This window comes from Devosia sp. 1635 (genome assembly GCF_013185955.1).
Classification (GTDB): domain Bacteria; phylum Pseudomonadota; class Alphaproteobacteria; order Rhizobiales; family Devosiaceae; genus Devosia.
Genome location: NZ_JABAOM010000003.1, coordinates 205129 through 226244, shown reverse-complemented (window position 1 = coordinate 226244; position 21116 = coordinate 205129). Strand labels below are relative to the sequence as shown.

Annotated in this window: 26 protein-coding genes; 20 read left to right on the top strand and 6 right to left on the bottom strand. The window is 63.0% G+C overall.

The window, feature by feature from the left end; all coding sequences use genetic code 11:
* Positions 1–80: 80 nt before the first annotated feature.
* The 3 genes from HRU92_RS13360 (at position 81) to HRU92_RS13350 (ending at position 1925) form a co-directional block, all read left to right on the top strand.
* Positions 81–446 (top strand): VOC family protein, encoded by a 366-nt coding sequence (locus tag HRU92_RS13360; RefSeq protein WP_127754743.1) that lies wholly within the window; start codon positions 81–83, stop codon positions 444–446.
* Between the two features lie 108 nt (positions 447–554).
* Positions 555–1256, top strand: coding sequence for a DUF1223 domain-containing protein (locus tag HRU92_RS13355; protein ID WP_173088312.1), 702 nt, complete (start codon positions 555–557; stop codon positions 1254–1256).
* 321 nt (positions 1257–1577) lie between these two features.
* Complete coding sequence (locus HRU92_RS13350; RefSeq protein WP_248307176.1) at positions 1578–1925, top strand: DUF2794 domain-containing protein; 348 nt, start codon at positions 1578–1580, stop codon at positions 1923–1925.
* A gap of 80 nt (positions 1926–2005) precedes the next feature.
* Here HRU92_RS13350 and HRU92_RS13345 read toward each other — a convergent pair whose 3' ends face one another.
* The gene (locus HRU92_RS13345) at positions 2006–2503 is read right to left on the bottom strand and encodes a GNAT family N-acetyltransferase (protein WP_172121548.1); all 498 of its coding nucleotides are present in this window, start codon (positions 2501–2503) and stop codon (positions 2006–2008) included.
* Positions 2504–2602: 99 nt separating this feature from the next.
* Complete coding sequence (locus tag HRU92_RS13340) at positions 2603–3373, bottom strand: Bax inhibitor-1/YccA family protein (RefSeq protein ID WP_127754739.1); 771 nt, start codon at positions 3371–3373, stop codon at positions 2603–2605.
* A gap of 201 nt (positions 3374–3574) precedes the next feature.
* Between HRU92_RS13340 and thpR the strand changes: the two genes are divergently transcribed.
* The 8 genes from thpR to HRU92_RS13305 all read left to right on the top strand — a co-directional run bounded on the left by thpR (position 3575) and on the right by HRU92_RS13305 (position 7887).
* Positions 3575–4114, top strand: a complete 540-nt coding sequence (gene thpR, locus HRU92_RS13335) for an RNA 2',3'-cyclic phosphodiesterase (protein ID WP_127754738.1) — start codon at positions 3575–3577, stop codon at positions 4112–4114.
* A gap of 216 nt (positions 4115–4330) precedes the next feature.
* On the top strand, positions 4331–4852 hold the full coding sequence (locus HRU92_RS13330; RefSeq protein WP_172121547.1) for an invasion associated locus B family protein: 522 nt from the start codon (positions 4331–4333) through the stop codon (positions 4850–4852).
* 90 nt (positions 4853–4942) lie between these two features.
* Positions 4943–5446, top strand: a complete 504-nt coding sequence (locus HRU92_RS13325; protein ID WP_172121546.1) for an invasion associated locus B family protein — start codon at positions 4943–4945, stop codon at positions 5444–5446.
* A 4-nt stretch (positions 5447–5450) separates the two neighbouring features.
* Positions 5451–5672, top strand: a complete 222-nt coding sequence (locus HRU92_RS13320) for an amino acid transporter (RefSeq protein ID WP_127754735.1) — start codon at positions 5451–5453, stop codon at positions 5670–5672.
* Positions 5669–5794: a hypothetical protein gene (locus tag HRU92_RS20770; RefSeq protein WP_282567565.1), complete on the top strand. Its 126-nt coding sequence runs from the start codon at positions 5669–5671 to the stop codon at positions 5792–5794. Before HRU92_RS13320 ends, HRU92_RS20770 begins: the two co-directional genes overlap by 4 nt.
* Before the next feature lie 95 nt (positions 5795–5889).
* Positions 5890–7092, top strand: coding sequence for a 23S rRNA (adenine(2503)-C(2))-methyltransferase RlmN (gene rlmN / locus HRU92_RS13315; protein ID WP_172121544.1), 1203 nt, complete (start codon positions 5890–5892; stop codon positions 7090–7092).
* A 10-nt stretch (positions 7093–7102) separates the two neighbouring features.
* Complete coding sequence (locus HRU92_RS13310; protein ID WP_172121543.1) at positions 7103–7507, top strand: VOC family protein; 405 nt, start codon at positions 7103–7105, stop codon at positions 7505–7507.
* Positions 7507–7887 (top strand): restriction endonuclease, encoded by a 381-nt coding sequence (locus HRU92_RS13305; RefSeq protein ID WP_172121542.1) that lies wholly within the window; start codon positions 7507–7509, stop codon positions 7885–7887. The genes HRU92_RS13310 and HRU92_RS13305 overlap by 1 nt, the downstream gene beginning before the upstream one ends.
* A gap of 2 nt (positions 7888–7889) precedes the next feature.
* On the opposite strand, the gene HRU92_RS13300 is transcribed toward HRU92_RS13305, so the two are convergent.
* Both HRU92_RS13300 and HRU92_RS13295 read right to left on the bottom strand, forming a co-directional pair.
* On the bottom strand, positions 7890–8048 hold the full coding sequence (locus HRU92_RS13300; protein ID WP_072343446.1) for a YqaE/Pmp3 family membrane protein: 159 nt from the start codon (positions 8046–8048) through the stop codon (positions 7890–7892).
* A 51-nt stretch (positions 8049–8099) separates the two neighbouring features.
* A complete protein-coding gene (locus tag HRU92_RS13295) occupies positions 8100–8747 on the bottom strand; it encodes a LysE family translocator (RefSeq protein WP_172121541.1) in 648 nt (215 codons plus the stop codon).
* A 114-nt stretch (positions 8748–8861) separates the two neighbouring features.
* Here HRU92_RS13295 and HRU92_RS13290 point away from each other — a divergent pair, with 114 nt between their 5' ends.
* The 5 genes from HRU92_RS13290 (at position 8862) to HRU92_RS13270 (ending at position 16277) form a co-directional block, all read left to right on the top strand.
* Positions 8862–10088 carry an argininosuccinate synthase gene (locus tag HRU92_RS13290; RefSeq protein ID WP_172121540.1) on the top strand — a complete coding sequence of 409 codons (1227 nt, stop codon included), beginning with the start codon at positions 8862–8864 and terminating at the stop codon, positions 10086–10088.
* Between the two features lie 115 nt (positions 10089–10203).
* Positions 10204–12297: an EAL domain-containing protein gene (locus HRU92_RS13285; protein WP_248307174.1), complete on the top strand. Its 2094-nt coding sequence runs from the start codon at positions 10204–10206 to the stop codon at positions 12295–12297.
* Positions 12298–12357: 60 nt separating this feature from the next.
* Positions 12358–13578, top strand: a complete 1221-nt coding sequence (gene chrA, locus HRU92_RS13280) for a chromate efflux transporter (protein WP_172121538.1) — start codon at positions 12358–12360, stop codon at positions 13576–13578.
* Positions 13579–13764: 186 nt separating this feature from the next.
* Positions 13765–15576, top strand: a complete 1812-nt coding sequence (gene typA / locus HRU92_RS13275; protein ID WP_127754726.1) for a translational GTPase TypA — start codon at positions 13765–13767, stop codon at positions 15574–15576.
* A gap of 92 nt (positions 15577–15668) precedes the next feature.
* Complete coding sequence (locus tag HRU92_RS13270; protein ID WP_172121537.1) at positions 15669–16277, top strand: DedA family protein; 609 nt, start codon at positions 15669–15671, stop codon at positions 16275–16277.
* Between the two features lie 39 nt (positions 16278–16316).
* Here HRU92_RS13270 and HRU92_RS13265 read toward each other — a convergent pair whose 3' ends face one another.
* Positions 16317–16814 carry a DUF3597 domain-containing protein gene (locus HRU92_RS13265; RefSeq protein WP_172121536.1) on the bottom strand — a complete coding sequence of 166 codons (498 nt, stop codon included), beginning with the start codon at positions 16812–16814 and terminating at the stop codon, positions 16317–16319.
* A 153-nt stretch (positions 16815–16967) separates the two neighbouring features.
* Here HRU92_RS13265 and HRU92_RS13260 point away from each other — a divergent pair, with 153 nt between their 5' ends.
* The 4 genes from HRU92_RS13260 (at position 16968) to HRU92_RS13245 (ending at position 20632) form a co-directional block, all read left to right on the top strand.
* Entirely contained in the window at positions 16968–17258 is a 291-nt protein-coding gene (locus HRU92_RS13260) for a YggT family protein (RefSeq protein ID WP_127754723.1), read from the top strand.
* On the top strand, positions 17242–17568 hold the full coding sequence (locus tag HRU92_RS13255) for a DUF167 family protein (protein ID WP_349236725.1): 327 nt from the start codon (positions 17242–17244) through the stop codon (positions 17566–17568). The genes HRU92_RS13260 and HRU92_RS13255 overlap by 17 nt, the downstream gene beginning before the upstream one ends.
* Before the next feature lie 153 nt (positions 17569–17721).
* Positions 17722–19863, top strand: coding sequence for a sodium-translocating pyrophosphatase (locus HRU92_RS13250; RefSeq protein ID WP_172121535.1), 2142 nt, complete (start codon positions 17722–17724; stop codon positions 19861–19863).
* 217 nt (positions 19864–20080) lie between these two features.
* Positions 20081–20632 carry a dihydrofolate reductase family protein gene (locus tag HRU92_RS13245; protein WP_172121534.1) on the top strand — a complete coding sequence of 184 codons (552 nt, stop codon included), beginning with the start codon at positions 20081–20083 and terminating at the stop codon, positions 20630–20632.
* On the opposite strand, the gene HRU92_RS13240 is transcribed toward HRU92_RS13245, so the two are convergent.
* Complete coding sequence (locus HRU92_RS13240; protein WP_173088310.1) at positions 20629–21087, bottom strand: MarR family transcriptional regulator; 459 nt, start codon at positions 21085–21087, stop codon at positions 20629–20631. The genes HRU92_RS13245 and HRU92_RS13240 overlap by 4 nt on opposite strands.
* Positions 21088–21116 lie beyond the last annotated feature (29 nt).

Here is a 21116-nt window from a genome sequence, read left to right as displayed (position 1 = left end):
CCGCCATTTTCGTTTGCTGCTGACAGGGTTTGTCGCAAGGGGCTGCGAGGGTTCCGCCATACGCAAATGGAGTGGAAAAAATGATCGATCATCTGGGCATTGTCACCGGGCAGTTCGAGCCGATGCTGGCTTTTTACAAGGCAGCATTGGCTCCGCTCGGCTATAGCCAGCAAGCGGCCTATCCCGGGGTTGCGGGGCTGGGCGGAACGGGCGAACCCGCCGATCTGTGGCTGACCGCAGCCGACGGCGCGATGCCGGTCCATGTCGCCCTACGCAGCCCCGACCGCGCGACCGTGGATGCATTCCATGCCGCCGCTCTCGCCGCAGGTGGCCGCGACAATGGTGGCCCGGGGCTCCGGCCCAATTACGGTCCCGATTATTATGCCGCCTTTGTGCTCGATCCCGACGGCAATAACCTGGAGCTGGTCTGCCACGCTCCCGCCTAAGGTTAACCGAGCCGGTATTTGTCACCCCGTTTTGACTGGCGGGCCAACCAATCTGTGGCTTACAACTTGGGGATGGTTCCTCCTTGCACCCCCGCCGTAATCATGGCGATGATCGCACTTCTGGCCATGGCCCCCTCTAGCCAGGCCGAAAGCCTGCGCGAGCGGCCCAAGGCTGTGGTTGAATTGTTTACCAGCCAGGGCTGCTCGTCCTGCCCGCCGGCCGATGCGCTGCTGTCGAGCCTGGGCCGAGACGAGGACGTGATCGCCCTCGCCTTTCATGTCGATTATTGGGATTATGTGGGCTGGAAGGACACTTTCGGCAATCCGGCCAATTCCGACCGGCAGCGCGCCTATGCCAAGAGTTGGGGCACGCCGCGCATCTACACGCCGCAGATGGTGGTCAACGGCAAGCAGGATGTGGTGGGCTCGCACCGCGCCGAAGTGCATAGCGCCATTCGCTCGGCCAGCCTGACCCTGCCGGTGGATATCGAAAGCGATGCCGGCATGCTCGAGGTCGAGATCGGCCCTCGTGCCGGAACCGCCGATGCAGTGGTTTGGCTCGTCACCTATCTGCGCCAGGCGCAGGTGCAGATCGAGCGCGGCGAAAACGCGGGCAAGGCGATGAGCTATACCCAGGTGGTCACCGGCCGACACATGCTGGGCATGTGGGAAGGCAAGGCTGGCGCTCGTTTCAAACTGCCATTGGCCGAACTTGCCGCCGAAGCGGGCGACGGCATCGCCGTGATCGTGCAGGAAGACCGCAATGGGCTGCCAGGAGCCATTCTGGGCGCTGCGTCCTACGAGCGCTGACCCCCAAACAAATCTCCCGCCGCTGGAAACCAGGGACGGGAGAAGTTGACTGCTCTTTGGAGGAACTGGTGGCGGCGTTCTTCGGGGGGCTCGGTCGGCCAGCCACCAGCCTTGGGGCAACGATGACACTGTCGCGGTGCAATGGGGCAGCCAAAGGGAAGCAGTGTGGCCTAAATGGGGTATTTTGGCCTAGGGCGATGGCGGTGCCGTGAAGCGCTTGCATCGCCGGTCGAATGCCGCGATCATGACGGTTCTGCAACAAGGAGTGCGAGGCCAAGCGTGCAAGCGCGTGTTCCAAACAGCAAGCCGGTGAAGCTCGAATTGGTGCATCAGGCCGAGGCGCCGCCCAGTCCGCAGCCCAGCAAGGTCCCAGCCATTGTTGCCTTTGACCGCAAGGAACTGGCGCTGATCCTGTCGGTTTATGGCCGCAAGGTCGGGCAGGGCGAGTGGCGAGATTACGCCATGGACTTCCTGCGCGAGCGGGCAGTGTTTTCGGTATATGCCCGCGTGTCCGAGCGACCACTTTACCTGATCGAGAAAACCCCGCGCTTGCGCAATCGCCAGGGGCAATATGCCGTTACCAACCAGCAGGGCCGCATTTTGAAGCGCGGCCACGAACTGGCGCAGGTGCTCCGCGTGCTCGATCCGCAACTGGCGGTGGTGGGTTAACCGCCTGTTGCCGGTCCGGCGGACTGCAGCCGCGCCTCAGCGGGTGTTGCTCAGGCTCATCGGTTTAACAAGCTGCCTGATTAAAGCGCCAGTTGCAGGTGCACGATGTCGTGCCAGCGGTCGAATTTGAGGCCAACCGCTTCGTAATACCCGACGCGGTGGAAGCCAAATCTCTCGTGGATGCCGACCGAGTTGGCCGTATCGGCGGTGATCACCGCCAGCATCTGCTTGAAGCCAAAGGCCCGCGACTGCGTCAGAAGCTCGCTCAGCATTGCCTTGCCGATGCCGCGCCCGGTTTCGGCAGGATCGAGATAAAGCGAATCCTCGCAGGTGAAGCGATAGGCCGCGCGGGGCCGATAAAAGCTGGCATAGGCATAGCCGATGGGCTTGCCCGCGCGCTCGGCGATGATCACCGGATGACCCAAGCGCAAGAGGCCCGCATATTTCTCGGCGATGGCCGTTTCGTCGGGCGCTTCGGTATCAAAGGTAATGGCGGTGTGATCGACATAATGTCGGTAGATGCGGGTGATCGCGGGCACATCGGACCACTCGAACGGGCGCAGGCGGAAGTCGGACACGATACGTCAACTCGACAAAGCAAAGGGACCGCAGCCTTTATGACTGCGGTCCCCAAACAGTGTCCATCGAAATCCGCGGCCCAGGGCCGCGGGTCGGAATTATTCGCGGTTGCCGAACAGGCGGAGCAGCATCATGAACAGGTTGATGAAGTCCAGATACAGCGAGAGCGCACCCATGATGGCGTTCTTGGCGAGCGTGTCGGCACCATGGTGCTCGGCATAGCTTTCTTTGATCTTCTGGGTGTCATAGGCGGTCAGGCCCACAAAGATCAGCACGCCGACAGCGGAGATGATGAACTCCATCATGCTCGACTGCATGAAGATGTTGACGATCGAGGCGATGATCAGGCCGATCAGGCCCATCATCAGGAAAGAGCCCATCGCCGTCAGGTCACGCTTGGTGGTGTAGCCATAAAGGCTCATCGTGCCAAAGGTTGCCGCGGTGATGAAGAACACCTTGGCGATCGAAGCGTCGGTGTAAACCAGGAAGATCGAGCTCATCGACAGGCCCATGATCGCCGAGAAGGCCCAGAAAGTGGCCTGGGCGGCGGGCACGGAGAGCTTGTTGATGCCAAAGCTCAGCACCATCACGAAGGCGAGGGGCGCGAGCATCACGACCCACTGCAGCGGGCTGGCATAAAGCAGGTAACCCCACTGGGTCACATACTGGCCATTGGCCAGTTGGGCCACGGCGGCATCTGGATTGGTGGTGATGGCAGCGGCGGCAGCAAACCAGGCCGCAAGGCCAGTTACCACCAGGCCAATGCCCATGTAATTGTAGACGCGCAGCATGTAACTGCGCAGGCCCTCGTCGATGGCTAAGGCCGAGCCGGCCCGCGCATTCAGGGTCTGACGGTCATATTCAGCCATATGCACTATCCTTTCACTGACGGATAAGGCGGTTTCCTCCCGCCGAGGGCGTTGTTGGGCGCCACTTGATCGGTAATATGGATGGGGGAGAAGTCCTTTACAACCCTGTTCGCCCAGCCGCGACGATTCGACTGCCCCTCTCAGGCAGTTATGCTAGGCTGGCTGCGATTGTCTTGCCTGCCCGCGGGCAAAGGAGGCCTCATGCCCCGGCTGTTTACTGGCCTTGAAGTTCCCGGCGATATCGCCTTTGCCCTGTCGCTCAAGCGCGGCGGCCTCAGCGGCGCGCGCTGGATCGATGCCGAGAATTACCACATCACCCTGCGCTTCATCGGTGATGTGGATCATGGCACCGCCAATGAAGTCGCCGACAGCCTCGACCGGTTGAGCCAGTCTCTGAGTTTTCCGGTGCGGCTGACCCATCTGGGTGCCTTTGGGGGGGCCAAGCCGCGCGCGCTTTATGCCGCAGTTGAGCCCAGCGAGGCGCTCAGCCGCCTGCAGGCGGCCCAGGAGCGGGTGCTGCAGCGCGCCGGCCTTCCCGCCGAGGGCCGCAAATTCGTGCCCCATATAACCTTGGCCAGGTTGCGCGGCTCGGCGCCCGAGGAGGTGGCCCGCTTTATCGCCGAGGCCGGGCGCTTCGAGCCGCTTGAATTCACGCCCAGGCGCTTTGTGCTGTTTTCCAGCCGTGACTCGGTGGGTGGCGGCCCCTATGTGGTCGAGCAAAGTTATTCGCTCGAAGCGTGAGCCGCTCACGGCAGTGTTAACGCGAGCTTGACCCTTTACCTGCAAAGCACGTCATTGCCGCTGCCCCGCGCCTTTTTAGCGTCACGATTGCCGCTCACTTGATGGCTAGCGCTGGGGCGTGGCGGCGCTTGACACCTTAGTAACCATGTGGGGCTTAAGCTTGCGAGCAGCAAATCCCACTAGATGCGTACCTTCAAAGATGAGGAAGATTTGGCGATGACGTTGAAAACCGGTAGCCTTGTGTTTGGGCTCGCGGTCGGCGCGGTCATGGCTCTGGCCCCTGTCGCGCAGGCGCAGCAGGCAACCGAGCTCGGCAGTTTCAATGCCTGGACCGCCTGGCAGGCGACCGATGCTTCGGGGGTGCTCTGCTATATCTCGGCCGCGCCGCAATCGAGCGAGCCCGCCGGTGTTAATCGCGACCCCGTTCACTTCATGATCATTCACCGTAAGGGCATGGGCACCAAGAACGAGGTGCAGACCATTATCGGCTACCCCTTCAACAGCAGTGACGCCAAGGCTAGCGCTTCGATTGATGGCAAGTCCTATCCGATGGTCACCGAGGGCTCGGCGGCCTGGCTGGCTTCGACCGGCGACGAAGGCGGGTTTGTCCAGGCCTTCAAGGGCGGCACTAAGCTGCAGGTGCGCGGAACCTCCCAGCGCGGCACCAACACGATCGACACCTATTCGCTTTCGGGCGCCACGGCGGCGATGAACGCCATCGACGCAGCCTGCGCCTGATCGGGGCTGGACCCCGCTCGAGCAATCCTCCTATCCGGGCGAGGTGCCGCGTCGCGGCCCTCGTCCTTCCTGTGTTTGATGAGGCCCCTTATGGTTTCGCGCTTTGTTTCGCTTGTGGTCGTGGCCAGCCTGCTTTCGGTTGGCAGCGCTGCAGCCCAGTCGGTGCGGCTGCTCGGTGATTTCCGGGACTGGTCGAGCTATGCAGCGTCCGATGGGGCCGGGCCGGTCTGCTTTGCCATGACCAAGCCCACCACCGTGACCCCCACGCCCGATGGCTATACGCAGGCCTATCTCTACCTCACCAGCCGGCCCGGCGAAAATGTCGCCAGCGAGTTCAATCTGGTTGCCGGCTTCACCTTCCAGCCCGATAGCGGCGCGACCGTCACGGTGAATGGGCAGACCTTCAATCTCTTTACCCAGAACGATGCCGCCTGGCTCGACGATGCCGGGCAAAGCGATGCGCTCGCCAGCGCCATCCGCGCCGGCTCGAGCCTGGTCGTTGAAGGCACCACCAGTGCCGGCATCAAGGTGGCGCAAACCTTCTCGCTCGCCGGCTCCACCGCTGCCACCCAGGCCGTCTCCGCCGAATGCTGAGGGATTGAGCAAGCTCGTCCGCAATGAACAGCGCAAGCTGACCGCCACTTACATGAATGGCGTAGCCATGGCGCTGGTGGGGATTGGTGCTTTGGCGCCGATCGTGGCGCTGGCGCAATCGTCCAGTGGCTCGCCCACTGCAGCCTTCGTGGTGGTTGGTTGTTTCATCAGCAGTTTGGGCTTACATTGGCTGGCAAGACGCCATCTGAAAGGACTGGAAGAATGATTGAGTGGGGAGTTGTTGCCAACTTTGCCGTCGTCATCATTGCCGCCTTCTCGGTTGCTCTCACGGCTTCGCTGTTTGATCGCCCCACCCAGGGCAAGGATCATCCCGCGCCTGGCGAATAGCAGCCCCTCAGCACCTCCCGGGCCCGTGACTTTGCGCCGGCGCGCCCCATATGCTATTGGCCACCTGATCCCGCACCTTCCGGACCTTTGCCCCCATGAGCATTGCGCTTAATCTTGACCATTCGTCTGCCGTGCGTTCGCCGGTCGCCAGCCGGCCTTCGCTGATCGGCCTGGGCAAGCCGCAGCTCGCCGAGGCATTGGTGGGCGCGGGCATTGCCGAGCGCGAAAGCAAGATGCGCGCGAGCCAGTTGTGGAACTGGCTTTATGTGAACGGGGTCACCGATTTCGAGCGCATGACCAATGTCGCCAAACCGGTGCGCCAGCTGCTGGCCGACAAGTTCATCCTTGATCGCCCCGAGATCGTTTCCGAGCAGGTTTCGAGCGATGGCACCCGCAAATGGCTGTTCCGCTTCCGCGATCCCGCCAATCCGCTCTATCCACCCGTCGAGGTGGAAACCGTTTATATCCCCGAGCAGGACCGCGGCACGCTTTGCGTTTCCTCCCAGGTCGGGTGCACGCTTACCTGCTCGTTCTGCCATACCGGCACGCAAAAGCTTGTCCGGAATCTCACCGCCGGGGAAATTCTCGGGCAGGTGCTGATGGCCCGCGAGCGGCTGGGCGATTTCCCCGGCGGCAGCCGCCCCGATGATGGCGGTCTTGTTCCGGCTGACGGGAGCCGTGCCATCACCAATATCGTGATGATGGGCATGGGCGAGCCGCTTTATAATTACGAGAACGTCAAGCAGGCCCTGCTGATCGCGTCGGCGGGCGACGGCATGAGCCTGTCCAAGCGCCGCATTACCCTTTCGACCTCTGGCGTCGTGCCCTTTATCGAGCCCACCGGGCGCGAGATCGACGTGATGCTTGCCATCTCCCTGCACGCCACCAACAATGATTTGCGCGATGTGCTCGTGCCCATCAACAAGAAGTGGCCCATCGAAGAACTGCTCGAGGCCTGCCGCAATTATCCGGGCCTCTCCAATGCCCGCCGCATCACCTTTGAATATGTGATGCTCGATGGCATCAATGACAGCGATGCCGAGGCGCGCGAACTGGTGCGGTTGCTGGCGGGCATTCCTGCCAAGATCAACCTCATCCCGTTCAATCCCTGGCCCGGCTCGAACTATGGCACCTCGCCTTCCTCGCGGATCGAGCGCTTTGCCGATATCGTCAACAAGGCCGGCTATGCCAGCCCCGTGCGCACGCCCCGCGGGCGCGACATCTTTGCTGCCTGCGGCCAGCTCAAGAGCGAAAGCGAGCGCTTGAGCCGCAAGGATCGCGAAGCGCTCGCCGGCTAAGGGAGCAGCGATGGGCGGCGATCCGGCATTGATCCCCGAGTTGTCCGTCGCCGATCTCTCGCGCAGTCTGCGCTTTTACTGCGAGCTCCTGGGCTTTGCCGTTCGCTACGAGCGGCCCGCCGAAGGCTTTGCCATGCTGGAGCGGGAAGGGGCCCTTCTCATGCTCGACCAACTCGGCTTGGCTCGAGACTGGAAGACGGGGTCGCTCGAGCCTCCCTTCGGGCGCGGCATCAACTTACAGATCCGCGTCAGCGCCCTTGATCCCGTGCTCGAGCACCTTGCGGCGGCCGGCGTCGCGTTGTTCCTGCCCGTTGAAACCAAGATCTATCAGGCGGGCAGCGGCGTGGTGCGGCAACGCCAGTTCTGTGTGCAGGATCCGGACGGGTATCTGCTGCGCTTCGCCGAAATCGGCTGATGCCAAGACCATCGCAACGGCGCATCGATGCGGCCATCGCGGCAGCGGAGCGCTTGGCCGCGGCGAGGGCGCCTTTGATCTGCCCCCTGTGCGAACGCCCCATCCCGCCCGAAGCCAAATCCAGCCGCCATCATCTGACGCCGCGCCTCAAGGGCGGTACCCATTTGGGTACGGTGCAGCTGCACCAGATCTGCCACAGCGCCATTCACGCGCGGTTTTCCGAAACCGAGCTGGCGAGCAAGCTCAACGACGTCGAGGCGCTGCGGGCCGATCGGGAACTGGCCGAGTTCATTGCGTGGGTGCAAACCAAGCGGCCCGACTTCCACGCCCCCACTCGCATGACGCGGGAGCGGCGCGCCAGCCGCAAGCCGCGCGACTAGTTCTATTTGCGCAAGATCACCCACACGGCGTGGATCAGGCCGGGGAAATAACCCAACAGCGTTAGCAGGATATTGAGCCAGAACTGCAGCCCGAGCCCCACCTGAAGAAAGACGCCGACCGGTGGAATGATCACCGACAGGATAATGCGCAGAACGTCCATGCCTTGCCCTCTTGTTTTGCCGGGCTAACGAACAAACGCGGCCAGCCGTTCCTAGCGGCGCCCTTCGGCAAGGAGGATGGTCAGGGCAAAACCGGTGAACACCGCCGCAAAGCTCCAGTTGAGCGCGCGCTGCACTAGCTTGTTGGTCGCGAGCAGGCCCGCCATGCGCTCGGCCGCCAGCACCATGGCAATGGCCACCGGAATGGAAACCAGGATGAATTCGCCCCCCAGGAAAAACAGCTTGCCGGGCGCGGCCGGATCGTGCCGGTCGACGAACTGGGGCAGGAAGGTCACGAAGAACAGCACCACTTTGGGATTGAGCAGATTGATCCCGATCCCGGTGGCATAGCTTTCGCGCAGCGTTGGCGTCCGGGCCGCCCGTTCGGCCAGGCGCAGCCCGCCTCCATGCATCACCGCGCCATAGGCCAGCCACAATAGGTAAAGGGCGCCAGCGATCTTGAGCACGAGAAATGCCGTCGGCGCCGCCACGATCAGCACCGAAATGCCAAAAGCGGCCAAGCCCGTATGCACCAGGATGCCGCTCATCGCCCCCGCTGCCGTGGCAAAGCCATGCCCACGCCCGTAATTGATGGCGCGCGACATCTGTAGCGCCATGTCTGGTCCGGGCGTGATCGCCAGCACGAAAGCCGCCAGCGCAAAGGCGAGCAGCACGGAAAGATCGGGAACAAAGGCGGGCATAGGGGTGCTCAAGAAATTCGGCCCGGACAATTGCATGCCCGGCCCGGGCTGAATAGGGTGCGCCCGATTTGTGGCGCCAGCTGGCGCCAACCCCCAAGCGCAAGAACCAAAGTTATGGCAAAAGACATCAAGAAGGTCGTGCTCGCCTATTCGGGCGGCCTGGATACCTCCATCATCCTCAAATGGCTGCAGGAAACCTATAACTGCGAAGTGGTGACCTTCACCGCGGATCTCGGGCAGGGCGAAGAGCTTGAGCCGGCGCGCCGGAAAGCCGAGATGTTCGGCATCAAGGATATCCGCATTGAGGACCTGCGCGAGGAATTCGTGCGCGACTTCGTGTTTCCCATGTTCCGCGCCAACGCGGTGTATGAGGGTCAGTATCTGCTGGGCACCTCCATTGCCCGCCCGCTGATCGCCAAGCGCCTGGTTGAAATCGCCCAGGAAACCGGCGCCGATGCCATCTCCCATGGCGCCACAGGCAAGGGCAATGACCAGGTGCGGTTCGAATTGACCGCCAATGCGCTCGACCCTTCGATCAAGGTGATCGCTCCCTGGCGCGAATGGGACCTGCGCAGCCGCACCCAGCTGCTTGATTATGCCGAGCGCAACCAGATCCCGGTGTCCAAGGACAAGCGGGGCGAGGCCCCGTTCTCGGTTGACGCCAATCTGCTGCACACCTCCTCGGAAGGCATGGTGCTGGAAGATCCCGGCGTGCCTTATCCCGATTATGTGCCCCAGCGCACGGTTGATCCCGAACAGGCCCCCAACGAGCCCGAGATCATCACCATCGGCTACGAAAGGGGCGATCCGGTTTCGGTCAATGGCGAAAAGCTGTCGCCGGCCGCGCTGCTGACCAAGCTCAATGAGCTCGGTGGCAAGCATGGCATTGGCCGACTTGACCTCGTCGAGAACCGCTTTGTCGGCATGAAGTCGCGCGGGCTTTATGAAACCCCCGGCGGCACCATCATGCTGGTGGCCCATCGCGGCATTGAATCGATCACCCTCGATCGCGGCGAAGCTCACCTCAAGGACGAGCTGATGCCCAAATATGCCGAGCTCATCTACAACGGCTTCTGGTTCTCCCCCGAGCGCGAGATGCTGCAGGCCATGATCGACAAGAGCCAGGACTATGTGTCGGGCGAAGTCACGGTGAAGCTCTACAAGGGCAGCGCCAATGTGATTGCGCGCACATCGCCCAACTCGCTTTACTCCATGGACCTCGTCACCTTCGAGGAAGGCGCGGTCGCTTATGACCACCATGATGCCGAGGGCTTCATCCGCCTCAACGGCTTGCGGCTCAAGACTTGGGCGGCGCGCAATCGCAAGGCGGAGCGCCCATAAGCCTTCCGCGTTAATCGGGCCTTAAGAGCCGACCTCTAGCGTTAGTCCGTTGTGCGCAAAGCACCGCGGAAGGGGTCGGCTCGTGCGGGCATTGGACGCTGGAAGTTTGAGCGAGATGTCCGGGGCGCTGCTGCTGGATGCGGCGCTCCAAAGCATGCCCTATGGATTTTGCGTGTGGAGCCCCCAATTTCGCCTGGTGCTGTGGAACCAGCATTATTGCGAAATCTATGGTTTTGAGCCCGAGCACCTCCAGGTCGGCATGACGCTCAAGGCGGTGGTGGGGATCTCGTCGAGCCTGGGCAATCACCCCGACCAGACCCCCGAGGCCTTTTACGCGGCCTATGCCGGCGAATTGCTGGCCAATCGCGACGGCGCGCGCCATAAAAGCCAGGAAGCAGTGCGGGGCGGGCGCATCATCGAAACCGCCCATGTGTTCAATCCGGCGCTGGGCTGGGTGATCACCCATGAGGACGTGACCGAGGAAATCGCGCGTACCGAAGTGATGCAAAAGCGCGGACGCGAGCTCGAGCGCCAGAACATCCGGCTCGACGCGGCGGTCAACAATATTTCCCAGGGCCTGTGCATGTGCGACGCCCAGGGGCGCCTCGTGATCTGCAACGAGCCCTATCAGCGCATCTACAATCTGCCCGAGGCGCTGGTGCGGCCCGGCACCCAGCTCGAAGAAATTTTGGGCCACCTGTTCGATAGCGGCATGAGTTCGGGCACGTCCCGGCAGCAATATATCGCCTGGCGCCGCGACATCATCGCGCGCGGCGAATACGGCAAGAACGTGCATGAATTCAACGGCCGCGTCATCATGATGCAGCACCATCCGATGAAGGATGGCGGTTGGGTGTCGAGCCACGAAGACATCACCGAGCAGCGCCAGATCGAGGCGCGCATCCGCTATCTCGCCCGCCATGACGCCCTGACCGATCTGCCCAACCGGGTGCAGTTCCTCGAGGAAATGGCCAATGCGGAAGCCGCGATCGGGCGCGGCGAACAGGCGGCGGTGCTGTATATCGATCTCGACCACTTCAAGGGTGTCAACGACACGCTGGGCCATGCGGTGGGCGACGAGCTGATCCGGGAAGCCGGGATGCGCTTGTGGCGCACGACGCGCGACAACGACCTGCTGGCCCGTCTGGGTGGCGACGAATTTGCCTTGCTGCTGCGCTCGGTGTCGAGCGAGGCCGATGCCGCCAAGGTGGCCAACCGCATCGTCAAGGCAATGGCGGCGCCCTTCACCATTGGAGAGCACCAGATCGATATCAGCGCCTCGGTTGGGATCGCCATGGCGCCCCAGGATGGGGTGAACACCGATACCCTGGTCAAACATGCCGATATGGCGCTCTACAAGGCCAAGGCGGATGGCCGCTCCACCTTCCACTTCTTTGAAACGGGTATGGACGAGGAGTTGCAGCAGCGCCGCAGCATCGAGGCGGGCCTACGGGCCGCCCTGGCGCGTGACGAGCTGCGCCTCGTCTTCCAGCCTTTGCTCGATCTGGAGCAAAACAAGATCGGCTGCGTCGAGGCCCTGTTGCGCTGGGATTGCGCGGAGCGCTCGATTTCTCCCGCCGAGTTCATCCCCATTGCCGAGGAAACCGGCCTCATCGTGCCCCTGGGCGAATGGGTGCTGCGCGAGGCCTGCCGCACGGCCACCACCTGGCCCGACGGGGTGCGCGTTGCAGTGAACCTGTCAACCGTCCAGTTCCGCAACAAGGAGTTGGTGAGCGTAATCCGCTCGGCCCTTGCCGATGCGGGCCTGCCCGCGAGCCGCCTCGAGCTCGAAATCACCGAATCGCTGCTGCTCGCCGACAACGAATCCACCCTGCGGGCGCTGCATCAGCTGCGCGCCATGGGTGTGCGCATCTCCATGGACGATTTCGGCATCGGCTATTCCTCGCTTTCCTATCTGCGCTCCTTCCCCTTCGACAAGATCAAGATCGACCGCTCCTTCATGCGCGATCTGACCACCCGCAGCGACAATCTGGCTATCATCCGCGCGGTGATCGGGCTGGGGCAGAGCCTCGGGATGACCACCACGGCCGAAGGGGTGGAAACCCCCGAACAGCTCGAACTGGTGCGCGCCCTGGGTTGCTCGGAAGTGCAGGGGTTCCTGTTTTCCCCGCCCCTGGCCCCGGCCGTGCTCGAGCTGATGCTTATTCGGCAAGTCGAGCACACCCGATTGCTGCGCGCGGCCTCCTGAGCGCCGCTGGTGAGCGGTGGCGTTATCGCGCTGTCATAACTTGAGGCTAAGGGTGCACGGATGAGCCGAGCCGACGCCCCCACCGCCCCGCCTGCCGGCACGCCGGGCGAGGTTTTCGCCGCCTTTTTAGCCCTGGGACTGACCTCCTTTGGCGGCCCCATCGCCCATCTCGGCTATTTCCGCGACGAACTTGTCGCCCGCCGCGGCTGGGTGGATGAGCATGGCTATGCCCAGCTCGTAGCCTTGGGGCAGCTCCTGCCGGGGCCGGCCTCCAGCCAGGTCGGTTTTGCCCTGGGCGTGGTGCGCGCCGGCTGGCTCGGCGGGCTGGCAGCTTTTGTTGGCTTCACCCTGCCATCGGCCCTCCTGATGCTGGCCTTCTTTGCCGGCCTTCTTGCCCTTCAGGGACCAGCCCTGTCTGGGGCGCTCCATGGCCTTGAATTGGTGGCGGTGGCTGTTGTGGCCCAAGCCGTCTGGGGCATGCGCGGGGCGCTCCTCACCACGCCCTCCCGCCTTGGCGTGGCTGCCCTGGCGCTGGTGTTGCTGGCGCTGGTGCCCGGTATTGCCGGGCAGCTTTTGGTGATGAGCCTTGGCGCGCTTTGTGGCCTTCTGCTGGGCTGGGGCAACACCAGCGGTACCAGCGCTTCCGTGCCTGCCGGAGCCTTGTCGATGCGTATGGGCATCGCGCTCCTTGCCGCCTTCGCCCTGCTGCTCCTTGGTCTGCCGCTGCTCGCCGCTGCGGGGGTGGGCGGCTTTGCCGTGCAGTTCCTTGATGCCTTTTATCGCACCGGCGCCCTGGTGTTCGGGGGCGGGCATGTGGTGCTGCCCTTGCTGGAAGACAGCGTGGTGGCGCCCGGCTGGGTGTCGCCGCCAACCTTTCTGGCCGGCTATGCCGCCGCCCAGGCGGTGCCGGGGCCGCTGTTTGCCTTTGCCACCTTCCTTGGCGCTGCCGCCGCCCCGTCCGGCTACACGCTGCTGGGTGCGCTCGGCGCAACGCTCGCCATCTTCGCGCCCGGCTTGCTGCTGATGGGGGCAGCCTTGCCGTTGTGGCGCCGCCTAGCCGCTGTTCCCGCCGTCGCCCACCTGATTGGGGGCGCCAATGTGGCGGTGGTGGCGCTGCTGGCTGCCGCCTTGTTTGATCCCGTGGCCACATTGGCCCTGCGCACCCCCTTGGATTATGCCCTCGCCGTAACCATCTATTTACTACTCGCGGTCGGTCGCGTGCCGCCCTGGATTTTGGTCGGCGCGACCGCGCTTGGTGGATGCCTTTTGGCCCTTGTGTGACGCGGTGCATTGCCGCCCTGCAGTCACAGGGATTGTCCGATGGCGCTAAAACCTGTAATAGCCGCGACAAAAGCGCCGGTCCTGCCTGTTAGCGGGTGGCGTTGTTGTTTTCCTTCATGGTTCAACTCGTTGTCGCCGCGTGGCGGTTTGTGGGCGTGAATCATGCATTCAAAGGCTCCGCCCCTAATGTCCTTGCGCAATATCGCCATCATCGCTCACGTTGACCATGGCAAGACCACCCTGATCGACGTGCTGCTCAAGCAGTCCGGCTCGTTCCGCGAAAACGAACGCGTCGAAGAGCGCGCCATGGACAGCAATGACATCGAGCGCGAACGTGGCATCACCATTCTCGCCAAGGTGACCTCGCTGCTCTGGAAAGACACCCGCATCAATATCGTGGACACCCCCGGCCACGCCGATTTCGGCGGCGAAGTCGAGCGTATCCTCTCCATGGTCGATGGTGTCGTGATCCTCGTCGATGCCGCCGAAGGCCCGATGCCCCAGACCAAGTTCGTGCTTGGCAAGGCGCTGGCCCAGGGCCTGCGTCCCATCGTGGCCATCAACAAGATCGACAAGTCGGACGAGCGGCACCTCGAAGTGCTCGAAGAAATCTTTGATCTCTTCATCGCCCTCGACGCAACGCCCGAACAGCTCGACTTCCCGATCCTTTATGGCGCTGCCAAGCAGGGCTGGATGAGTGCCGATCCCGCCGGTCCCAAGGAAAGCCTCGCGCCGCTGCTCGACAAGGTCATCGAGCATGTGCCCGAGCCCAAGGTCGAAACCGGTCCGTTCCGCATGCTGGTCACCACCATCGAGCGCAATGCCTTTCTCGGCCGCATCCTGACCGGCCGCATCTTTTCGGGCTCGGTCAAGGCCGGCGATCCCATCCATACGCTCAGCCGCGAAGGCAAGATCGTCGAAAAGGGTCGCGTTTCCAAGGTGCTGGCCTTCCGTGGCCTCGAGCGCACCCCCGTGGATGTGGGCGAAGCTGGCGACATCGTCGCCATTGCCGGTCTCGAAACCTCGACCGTTGCCGACACCATTTCCTCGCCGACCAATATGGAGCCGATCGCCTCCAAGCCGATCGATCCGCCGACCCTGTCGGTCACCTTCCGCATCAATGACGGCCCACTGGCCGGCCGCGAAGGCGACAAGGTGCAGTCCCGCGTGATCCGCGAACGCCTGATGCGCGAAGCCGAAGGCAATGTCGCCATCAAGGTGACGCCGGGCGATGACAATGACAGCTTCGACGTGGCTGGCCGCGGCGAATTGCAGCTGGCCGTTTTGATCGAAAACATGCGCCGCGAGGGCTTCGAGCTGACCATCGGCCGCCCTAAAGTGCTGATGAAGGAAGAAAACGGCGTCAAGCTGGAGCCGATCGAGGAAGTCATCATCGACGTCGATGATGAGCACACCGGCACGGTCGTCCAGAAGATGACCGAGCGGAAGGGCGAGCTGGTCGAAATGCGCGCTTCGGGCGTTGGCCGTACGCGTATTCGTCTCCTGGTGCCAACCCGCTCGCTGATCGGCTACCAGCCTGAATTGCTGAGCGATACCCGCGGCACGGCCATCTTCAACCGGCTGTTCCACTCCTTTGCCCCGTTCAAGGGCGAACTGCCCGGCCGTCGCACCGGCGTGCTGATCTCCAATGGCACCGGCCAGTCCGTCGCCTTTGCGCTGTGGAACCTCGAAGATCGCGGCCCGATCATGATCGATGCTGGCGTCGACATCTATGAAGGCATGATCATCGGTGAGCACAGCCGCGACAACGACCTTGAAGTGAACGCACTCAAGGGCAAGCAGCTGACCAATATCCGCACCACCTCCAAGGATGAGGCGGTTCGCCTGACCACGCCCAAGAAGCTTACCCTGGAGCAGTCGCTCGGCTATATCGCCGAAGACGAATATGTCGAGGTGACCCCCAAGTCGATCCGCCTGCGCAAGATCTGGCTCGATCCCAATGATCGCAAGCGCGCGCTGCGCTCCAAGGCCGGTTAAAAACACTAGGGGCTCCGTTGGAAACAACGGGGCCCTTACCCTTTTTTGGCGTTTTGCGGTAATGGTGCGCCCCATCGGAGACGGAGTGAATCATGAGCGAGTGGATCATCGGCACCATTACCCAATGGAGCTATCTGGGGATCTTTCTCCTGATGGTGGCCGAGAACGTCTTTCCGCCCATTCCCTCCGAGCTGATCATGCCCTTTGCGGGTTATGTGGCCGCCAGTGGCGAGCTTAATGGCTGGGGCGTGCTGCTCGCCGGCGTGCTGGGGTCGCTCGCGGGCACGTCGGTCTGGTATTTCGCAGCCCGCCTTTTGGGCCTGCATCGCTTCACCCTGCTTTGCAATCGCCTTGGGCGCATCGCCACGGTCAGCGAAGACGATATCGACAAGGCCGTGCACTGGTTCGACCGCCATGGCATCTGGGCGATCCTGGTTGGGCGCTTGATCCCCGCCATCCGCACCCTCATTTCCGTGCCGGCCGGTCTTGCTGCCATGCCCTTTGGCCGCTTCATCACCGTTTCGGCGATCGGCACCGTGCTTTGGACCGGGCTCCTGACCGCCTCGGGCTATCTGCTCCACGAAGGCTATGAGGCGGTGGAAGCCTGGGTCGATCCGGTCTCAACCGGCGTCGTGATCCTTGCCGTCGTCATCTATCTCTATCGCTTCGCCACCTGGAAGCCGATCAAGGATATCGGCTAGAACAGGCGCCCGGCCAGAAGCCGGACGCCGTTTGGCTGTTTAAAGCAGTTCAGCGGGCACCTTGCCGCCATTGTCGGCGAGCTTCTGGATCACCGCCTTGTGCAGCCAGATATTCATGGCCGCGCTGTCCTCGGTGCTGCCGGTGTAGTTGAGCTCCTGGGCCAATTCCTTGCGCGCGGCAAGGCTGCTGTCGATACCTAGAGCTTTCATCAAATCGACAATGGATTTGCGCCAGTCCAGCGTTTGGCCGCTCTTGGCCACCGCGGCATCAAGGATCGCAGCCACGTCGACCTGCGCCCCGCTGCTGGCGCCAGTCGCCGCCGGGGCCGCTGCAGCATTGCCCTGGGCGGCTGGTGCTGTTGGCACCGGCGAGGAAGCTGCGGCCGGCGACGCGGCAGCGCCGGCCGGCTGGCGGCTTGGAGCTGGTGCGGCCGGGGCAGCGCTTGGGGATGCCTGCGCGGGGGCCTGCGCGACGATTGTGGGCTGCGCCTCGTGCTTGCCGAAGATCTTGTCCTTGATGTCGCTGAAAAAACCCATTGCTTGGTTCCTGTTTGTTGTTGGAGCCACTCAACGTCTCGGGCGCAACCCTGTTCCGGGGATCGTCGCTGCCAGCCTTGCATGGGCACTCTTGCCGGAGCGGCGCCGAAGCCCTAGATAGCGCCTAGTTATTTCGCGAAGGATCATCCGCTCATGGCCGCCGTCCTCGATGTCATCATGGTTGTCCTCCAGCTCTACTGGTGGGTCGTGTTGATCATGATCATCATGAGCTGGCTGATTTCCTTCAACGTCATCAACACCCGCAACGAGTTCGTCGCGGCGGTCTGGCGCATGGTCAACCAGCTGACCGAGCCGGTGCTGCGCCCGATCCGCAACATGCTGCCCAATTTCTCGGGCCTCGATATCAGCCCGATCGTGCTGTTCCTGATCATCTTCTTTATCCAGCAGGTGATCCTGCGCTACGGCTATCCCAACGTCGTTTGAGCCAACGCTCCCCTGGCGGATCGATGCCGCCGGGCTGACCCTACTGGTGCGCGTGCTGCCCAATGCCGGGCGCACCGCCCTCGACGAAATCATGGTGCTGGGTGATGGGCGCGCGGCCCTCAAGCTGCGCGTTGCTGCCATCCCCGACAAGAACAAGGCCAATGACGCGGTGATCGGCCTGCTTGCCGGAGTGCTGGGCGTATCTCGGTCGGCCATTCGCATCACCTCAGGCACCACCGCGCGCCTCAAGACCCTGCGCATCACTGGCAACGGTCCCGCACTTGCTGCGAGCCTCGCTGCCGCCCTGTAGCAAGGCCGCGACAAAACATCGCATTAGCGATTGCCTTGCCGCCCATTCCCCCGCATCATCGCCGTGGAGGGGGTTCGTGGAGGAGCCGGCTCCGCCGATTGGAGGATCGGCGCACCGGGAGCGGATCCCTCAAGGCATTGAGGGGACTTGTGCATGACTTTAGCTTTGTGGCTGATCGTCGTTTGTGGCGGTCTGAGTGTTGTTTATGGCGTGATCACCACGCGTACCCTGTTGGCCGCCGATCCCGGATCGGCGCGCATGCAGGAAATCTCGGCTGCCGTGCGTGAAGGCGCCTCGGCCTATCTCAAGCGGCAATACACCACCATCGCCATTGTCGGCGTGGTGATCTTCATCGCCGCCTGGCTGTTGCTGGGCACCTATGCGGCCATCGGCTTTTTGCTGGGCGCCGTGTTGTCCGGCGCCGCCGGCTTTATCGGCATGAATGTTTCGGTGCGCGCCAATGTGCGCGTCGCCCAGGCCGCCACGACTTCGCTCGCCCGCGGGCTCGATCTGGCCTTCAAATCGGGTGCCGTCACCGGCATGCTGGTCGCGGGGCTGGGGCTCCTCGGCATTACCGTCTACTTCCTGCTGCTGACCGGCATCGGCTATGCGCCCACCAGCCGCACCGTGATCGATGCCTTGGTGGCGCTGAGCTTTGGCGCTTCCCTGATCTCGATCTTTGCGCGCCTGGGCGGCGGCATCTTCACCAAGGGCGCCGATGTGGGCGGCGACATGGTGGGCAAGGTCGAGGCCGGCATCCCCGAGGATGATCCGCGCAACCCAGCCACCATCGCCGACAATGTGGGCGACAATGTCGGCGATTGCGCCGGCATGGCCGCCGATCTGTTTGAAACCTATGTGGTCACCATCGTCGCCACCATGGTGCTCGCCGCCATCATCCTGCCCGAAGCGCTCAAGCTTGCCGGCATGGTGCTGCCGCTCGCCATTGGCGGCGCCTGCGTTTTGACCTCGATCGCCGGCACGTTTGCGGTCAAGCTCGGGGCCAGCAACAACATCATGGGCGCGCTTTACAAGGGCATCATCGCCACCGGCGTGCTGTCCCTGATCGTGCTCGTGCCCGTGCTCTGGATGATCTTTGGCGACATGAACCTTCTGATCGAAGCCAGCGACAAGGTCTTTACCCCCTGGTCGCTGTTCTGGTGCGGGGTGACGGGCCTGGCCATCACCGGGCTCATCATCGTCATCACCGAATATTACACCGGCACCGGTCGGCGCCCGGTCAATTCCATCGCCGAAGCCTCCGTCACCGGCCACGGCACCAATGTGATCCAGGGCCTTGCGGTGTCGCTCGAATCCACCGCGCTGCCTGCGCTGGTGATCATTGCCGGCATCATCATCACCTACTCGCTGGCAGGCCTCTTCGGCATTGCCGTCGCCGTGGCTACCATGCTGGCGCTGGCCGGCATTGTCGTCGCGCTCGATGCCTTTGGCCCGGTCACCGACAATGCCGGCGGCATCGCCGAAATGGCGGGCTTGCCGGCCGAAGTCAGGCACAACACCGACGCACTCGATGCCGTGGGCAATACCACCAAGGCCGTCACCAAAGGCTATGCCATCGGCTCGGCCGGGCTTGGCGCCTTGGTACTCTTTGCCGCCTATACCCAGGACCTGATCTACTTCTCGGCCCTGCCCGATGCCCCCGCGATCTTCCAGGGCATGGGCACGCTCACCTTCTCGCTCGCGGACCCCTATGTGGTGGTGGGCCTGCTCTTTGGTGGCCTGCTGCCGTTCCTCTTTGGTGGCATGTCGATGACGGCGGTGGGGCGCGCCGCCCAATCGGTCGTGGTGGAAGTGCGCCGCCAGTTCAAGGCCGATCCCGGCATCATGGCCGGCACTTCCAAGCCTGATTATGCCCGCGCCGTGGATATGCTGACCAAAGCCGCCATCCGCGAAATGATCGTGCCGTCGCTGCTCCCGGTGCTGTCGCCCATTGTGGTGTTCTTCCTGATCAACTGGATCGCTGGTCCCGCCGCCGGCTTTTCCGCCCTCGGGGCCATGCTGATGGGCGTGATCGTCACCGGGCTCTTTGTCGCCATCTCCATGACCGCCGGCGGCGGCGCCTGGGATAATGCCAAAAAGAGTTTTGAGGACGGCTTCACTGACTCCCACGGCGTCGTGCACCACAAGGGCAGCGACGCCCACAAGGCCTCCGTCACCGGCGACACTGTCGGCGATCCCTACAAGGACACGGCTGGCCCCGCCGTCAATCCGATGATCAAGATCACCAATATCGTCGCCCTGCTACTGCTCGCCGTCCTAGCGCACTGGGGCTAGCAAGGCATCCGCCTCGACCGAAACTCAAGAAGGCCCGGGTGTTTCCCGGGCCTTCTTGCCATCAGCAGGGAACCCGAAGCCCCCTTGCCCCCGGAAAACACCGACTGATCCTTTCGAGCTAAACGGAGGGACCCCCAACAAAATCGCCGCAGAATTGTCGAACTCGGGCCGTTCTGTGCGTCGCAAGAGCAAGTGTCATCCAGATCAGGACAACATCATGCGAAAACTCATAGCCGGCCTGTTTTACTCCGTGGATGGCGTCGCCGAAGCGCCCGACCAGTTTCAATTCGATAGCTTTGACGACGAACTGGGCACCCTGATGGACCAGACCATCAGCAGCATCGACGCGGTGTTGATGGGCCGCGTCGGCTTTGAGCAATGGGCCGGCTATTGGCCCAATGCCAGCCAGGACCTCGATTTTGCCGAGTTCATCAATGGCGTGCCCAAATATGTCGCCTCCGAAACCCTGACCCCGCCGCTTGCTTGGAGCAATGCCGAGCTGATCGAGGGGGACCTCCTCGATTTCGTACGCCGGCTCAAGAACCAGCCCGGCGGCGATATCGCCGCCATGGGCGGGTTGTCGCTGGTGCGCCAATTGCTGCTCGCGGGCCTCATGGACGAGCTGGTGCTGATCATGCACCCGGTGATTGCCGGCAAGGGGCGGCACCTGTTCGGCCCCGATGATCCGACCACCCGCCTCGAGCTCAAGAATATGGAGCGCACCAGCAAGGGCAATGCCATCCTCACCTATAGCCGGCGCGCCGATTAGGCGGTCGATGGGGCAAGGGCTGGATCTTGGTGTTCCAGTGCCGCGATGATCTTGCCGATTGCGGCAAAGAACGCCGCCTGTTCGGCGCTGGAAAGGCTCGCCAGGGCCAGAGCATTGATCGTGTGCACCACCCGCTCCACCTCGGGCAGCAGGGCCAGCCCGGAAGGGGTCAGCACGACGAGCGCGCTGCGCCGGTCCCCCGGGTCGGGCCGGCGGCTGATGAAGCCGTCGCGCTCCATGCGGTTGAGCGTTGCGGCCATTGTCGGTTGCTCCACGGCCGCGCGGCGCGCCAGTTCCTTTTGCGTCAGCGTTCCCCCGTCGTCCAGGGCGAACATCACCGGCATATAGGCGGGCGCAATGCCTGTGGGCTGCAACTGGCGGTCCAGTTCGCGCGCAAACAGTCGCGCGGCCCAGTTGGCGAGGTACCCCGCCGAAGTTTCACGGCTCAGTGCCATTTACATAGCTTGCTATCTTTGTTCATAGT

Coding starts and splice junctions, on each gene's coding strand:
- HRU92_RS13360 (WP_127754743.1), top strand. CDS start 81: ATGATCGATCATCTGGGCATTGTCACCGGGCAGTTCGAGCCGATGCTG.
- HRU92_RS13355 (WP_173088312.1), top strand. CDS start 555: ATGATCGCACTTCTGGCCATGGCCCCCTCTAGCCAGGCCGAAAGCCTG.
- HRU92_RS13340 (WP_127754739.1), bottom strand. CDS start 3,373: ATGGCTGAATATGACCGTCAGACCCTGAATGCGCGGGCCGGCTCGGCC.
- thpR (WP_127754738.1), top strand. CDS start 3,575: ATGCCCCGGCTGTTTACTGGCCTTGAAGTTCCCGGCGATATCGCCTTT.
- HRU92_RS13330 (WP_172121547.1), top strand. CDS start 4,331: ATGACGTTGAAAACCGGTAGCCTTGTGTTTGGGCTCGCGGTCGGCGCG.
- HRU92_RS13325 (WP_172121546.1), top strand. CDS start 4,943: ATGGTTTCGCGCTTTGTTTCGCTTGTGGTCGTGGCCAGCCTGCTTTCG.
- HRU92_RS20770 (WP_282567565.1), top strand. CDS start 5,669: ATGATTGAGTGGGGAGTTGTTGCCAACTTTGCCGTCGTCATCATTGCC.
- rlmN (WP_172121544.1), top strand. CDS start 5,890: ATGAGCATTGCGCTTAATCTTGACCATTCGTCTGCCGTGCGTTCGCCG.
- HRU92_RS13310 (WP_172121543.1), top strand. CDS start 7,103: ATGGGCGGCGATCCGGCATTGATCCCCGAGTTGTCCGTCGCCGATCTC.
- HRU92_RS13305 (WP_172121542.1), top strand. CDS start 7,507: ATGCCAAGACCATCGCAACGGCGCATCGATGCGGCCATCGCGGCAGCG.
- HRU92_RS13300 (WP_072343446.1), bottom strand. CDS start 8,048: ATGGACGTTCTGCGCATTATCCTGTCGGTGATCATTCCACCGGTCGGC.
- HRU92_RS13295 (WP_172121541.1), bottom strand. CDS start 8,747: ATGCCCGCCTTTGTTCCCGATCTTTCCGTGCTGCTCGCCTTTGCGCTG.
- HRU92_RS13290 (WP_172121540.1), top strand. CDS start 8,862: ATGGCAAAAGACATCAAGAAGGTCGTGCTCGCCTATTCGGGCGGCCTG.
- HRU92_RS13285 (WP_248307174.1), top strand. CDS start 10,204: ATGTCCGGGGCGCTGCTGCTGGATGCGGCGCTCCAAAGCATGCCCTAT.
- chrA (WP_172121538.1), top strand. CDS start 12,358: ATGAGCCGAGCCGACGCCCCCACCGCCCCGCCTGCCGGCACGCCGGGC.
- typA (WP_127754726.1), top strand. CDS start 13,765: ATGTCCTTGCGCAATATCGCCATCATCGCTCACGTTGACCATGGCAAG.
- HRU92_RS13270 (WP_172121537.1), top strand. CDS start 15,669: ATGAGCGAGTGGATCATCGGCACCATTACCCAATGGAGCTATCTGGGG.
- HRU92_RS13265 (WP_172121536.1), bottom strand. CDS start 16,814: ATGGGTTTTTTCAGCGACATCAAGGACAAGATCTTCGGCAAGCACGAG.
- HRU92_RS13260 (WP_127754723.1), top strand. CDS start 16,968: ATGGCCGCCGTCCTCGATGTCATCATGGTTGTCCTCCAGCTCTACTGG.
- HRU92_RS13250 (WP_172121535.1), top strand. CDS start 17,722: ATGACTTTAGCTTTGTGGCTGATCGTCGTTTGTGGCGGTCTGAGTGTT.
- HRU92_RS13245 (WP_172121534.1), top strand. CDS start 20,081: ATGCGAAAACTCATAGCCGGCCTGTTTTACTCCGTGGATGGCGTCGCC.
- HRU92_RS13240 (WP_173088310.1), bottom strand. CDS start 21,087: ATGGCACTGAGCCGTGAAACTTCGGCGGGGTACCTCGCCAACTGGGCC.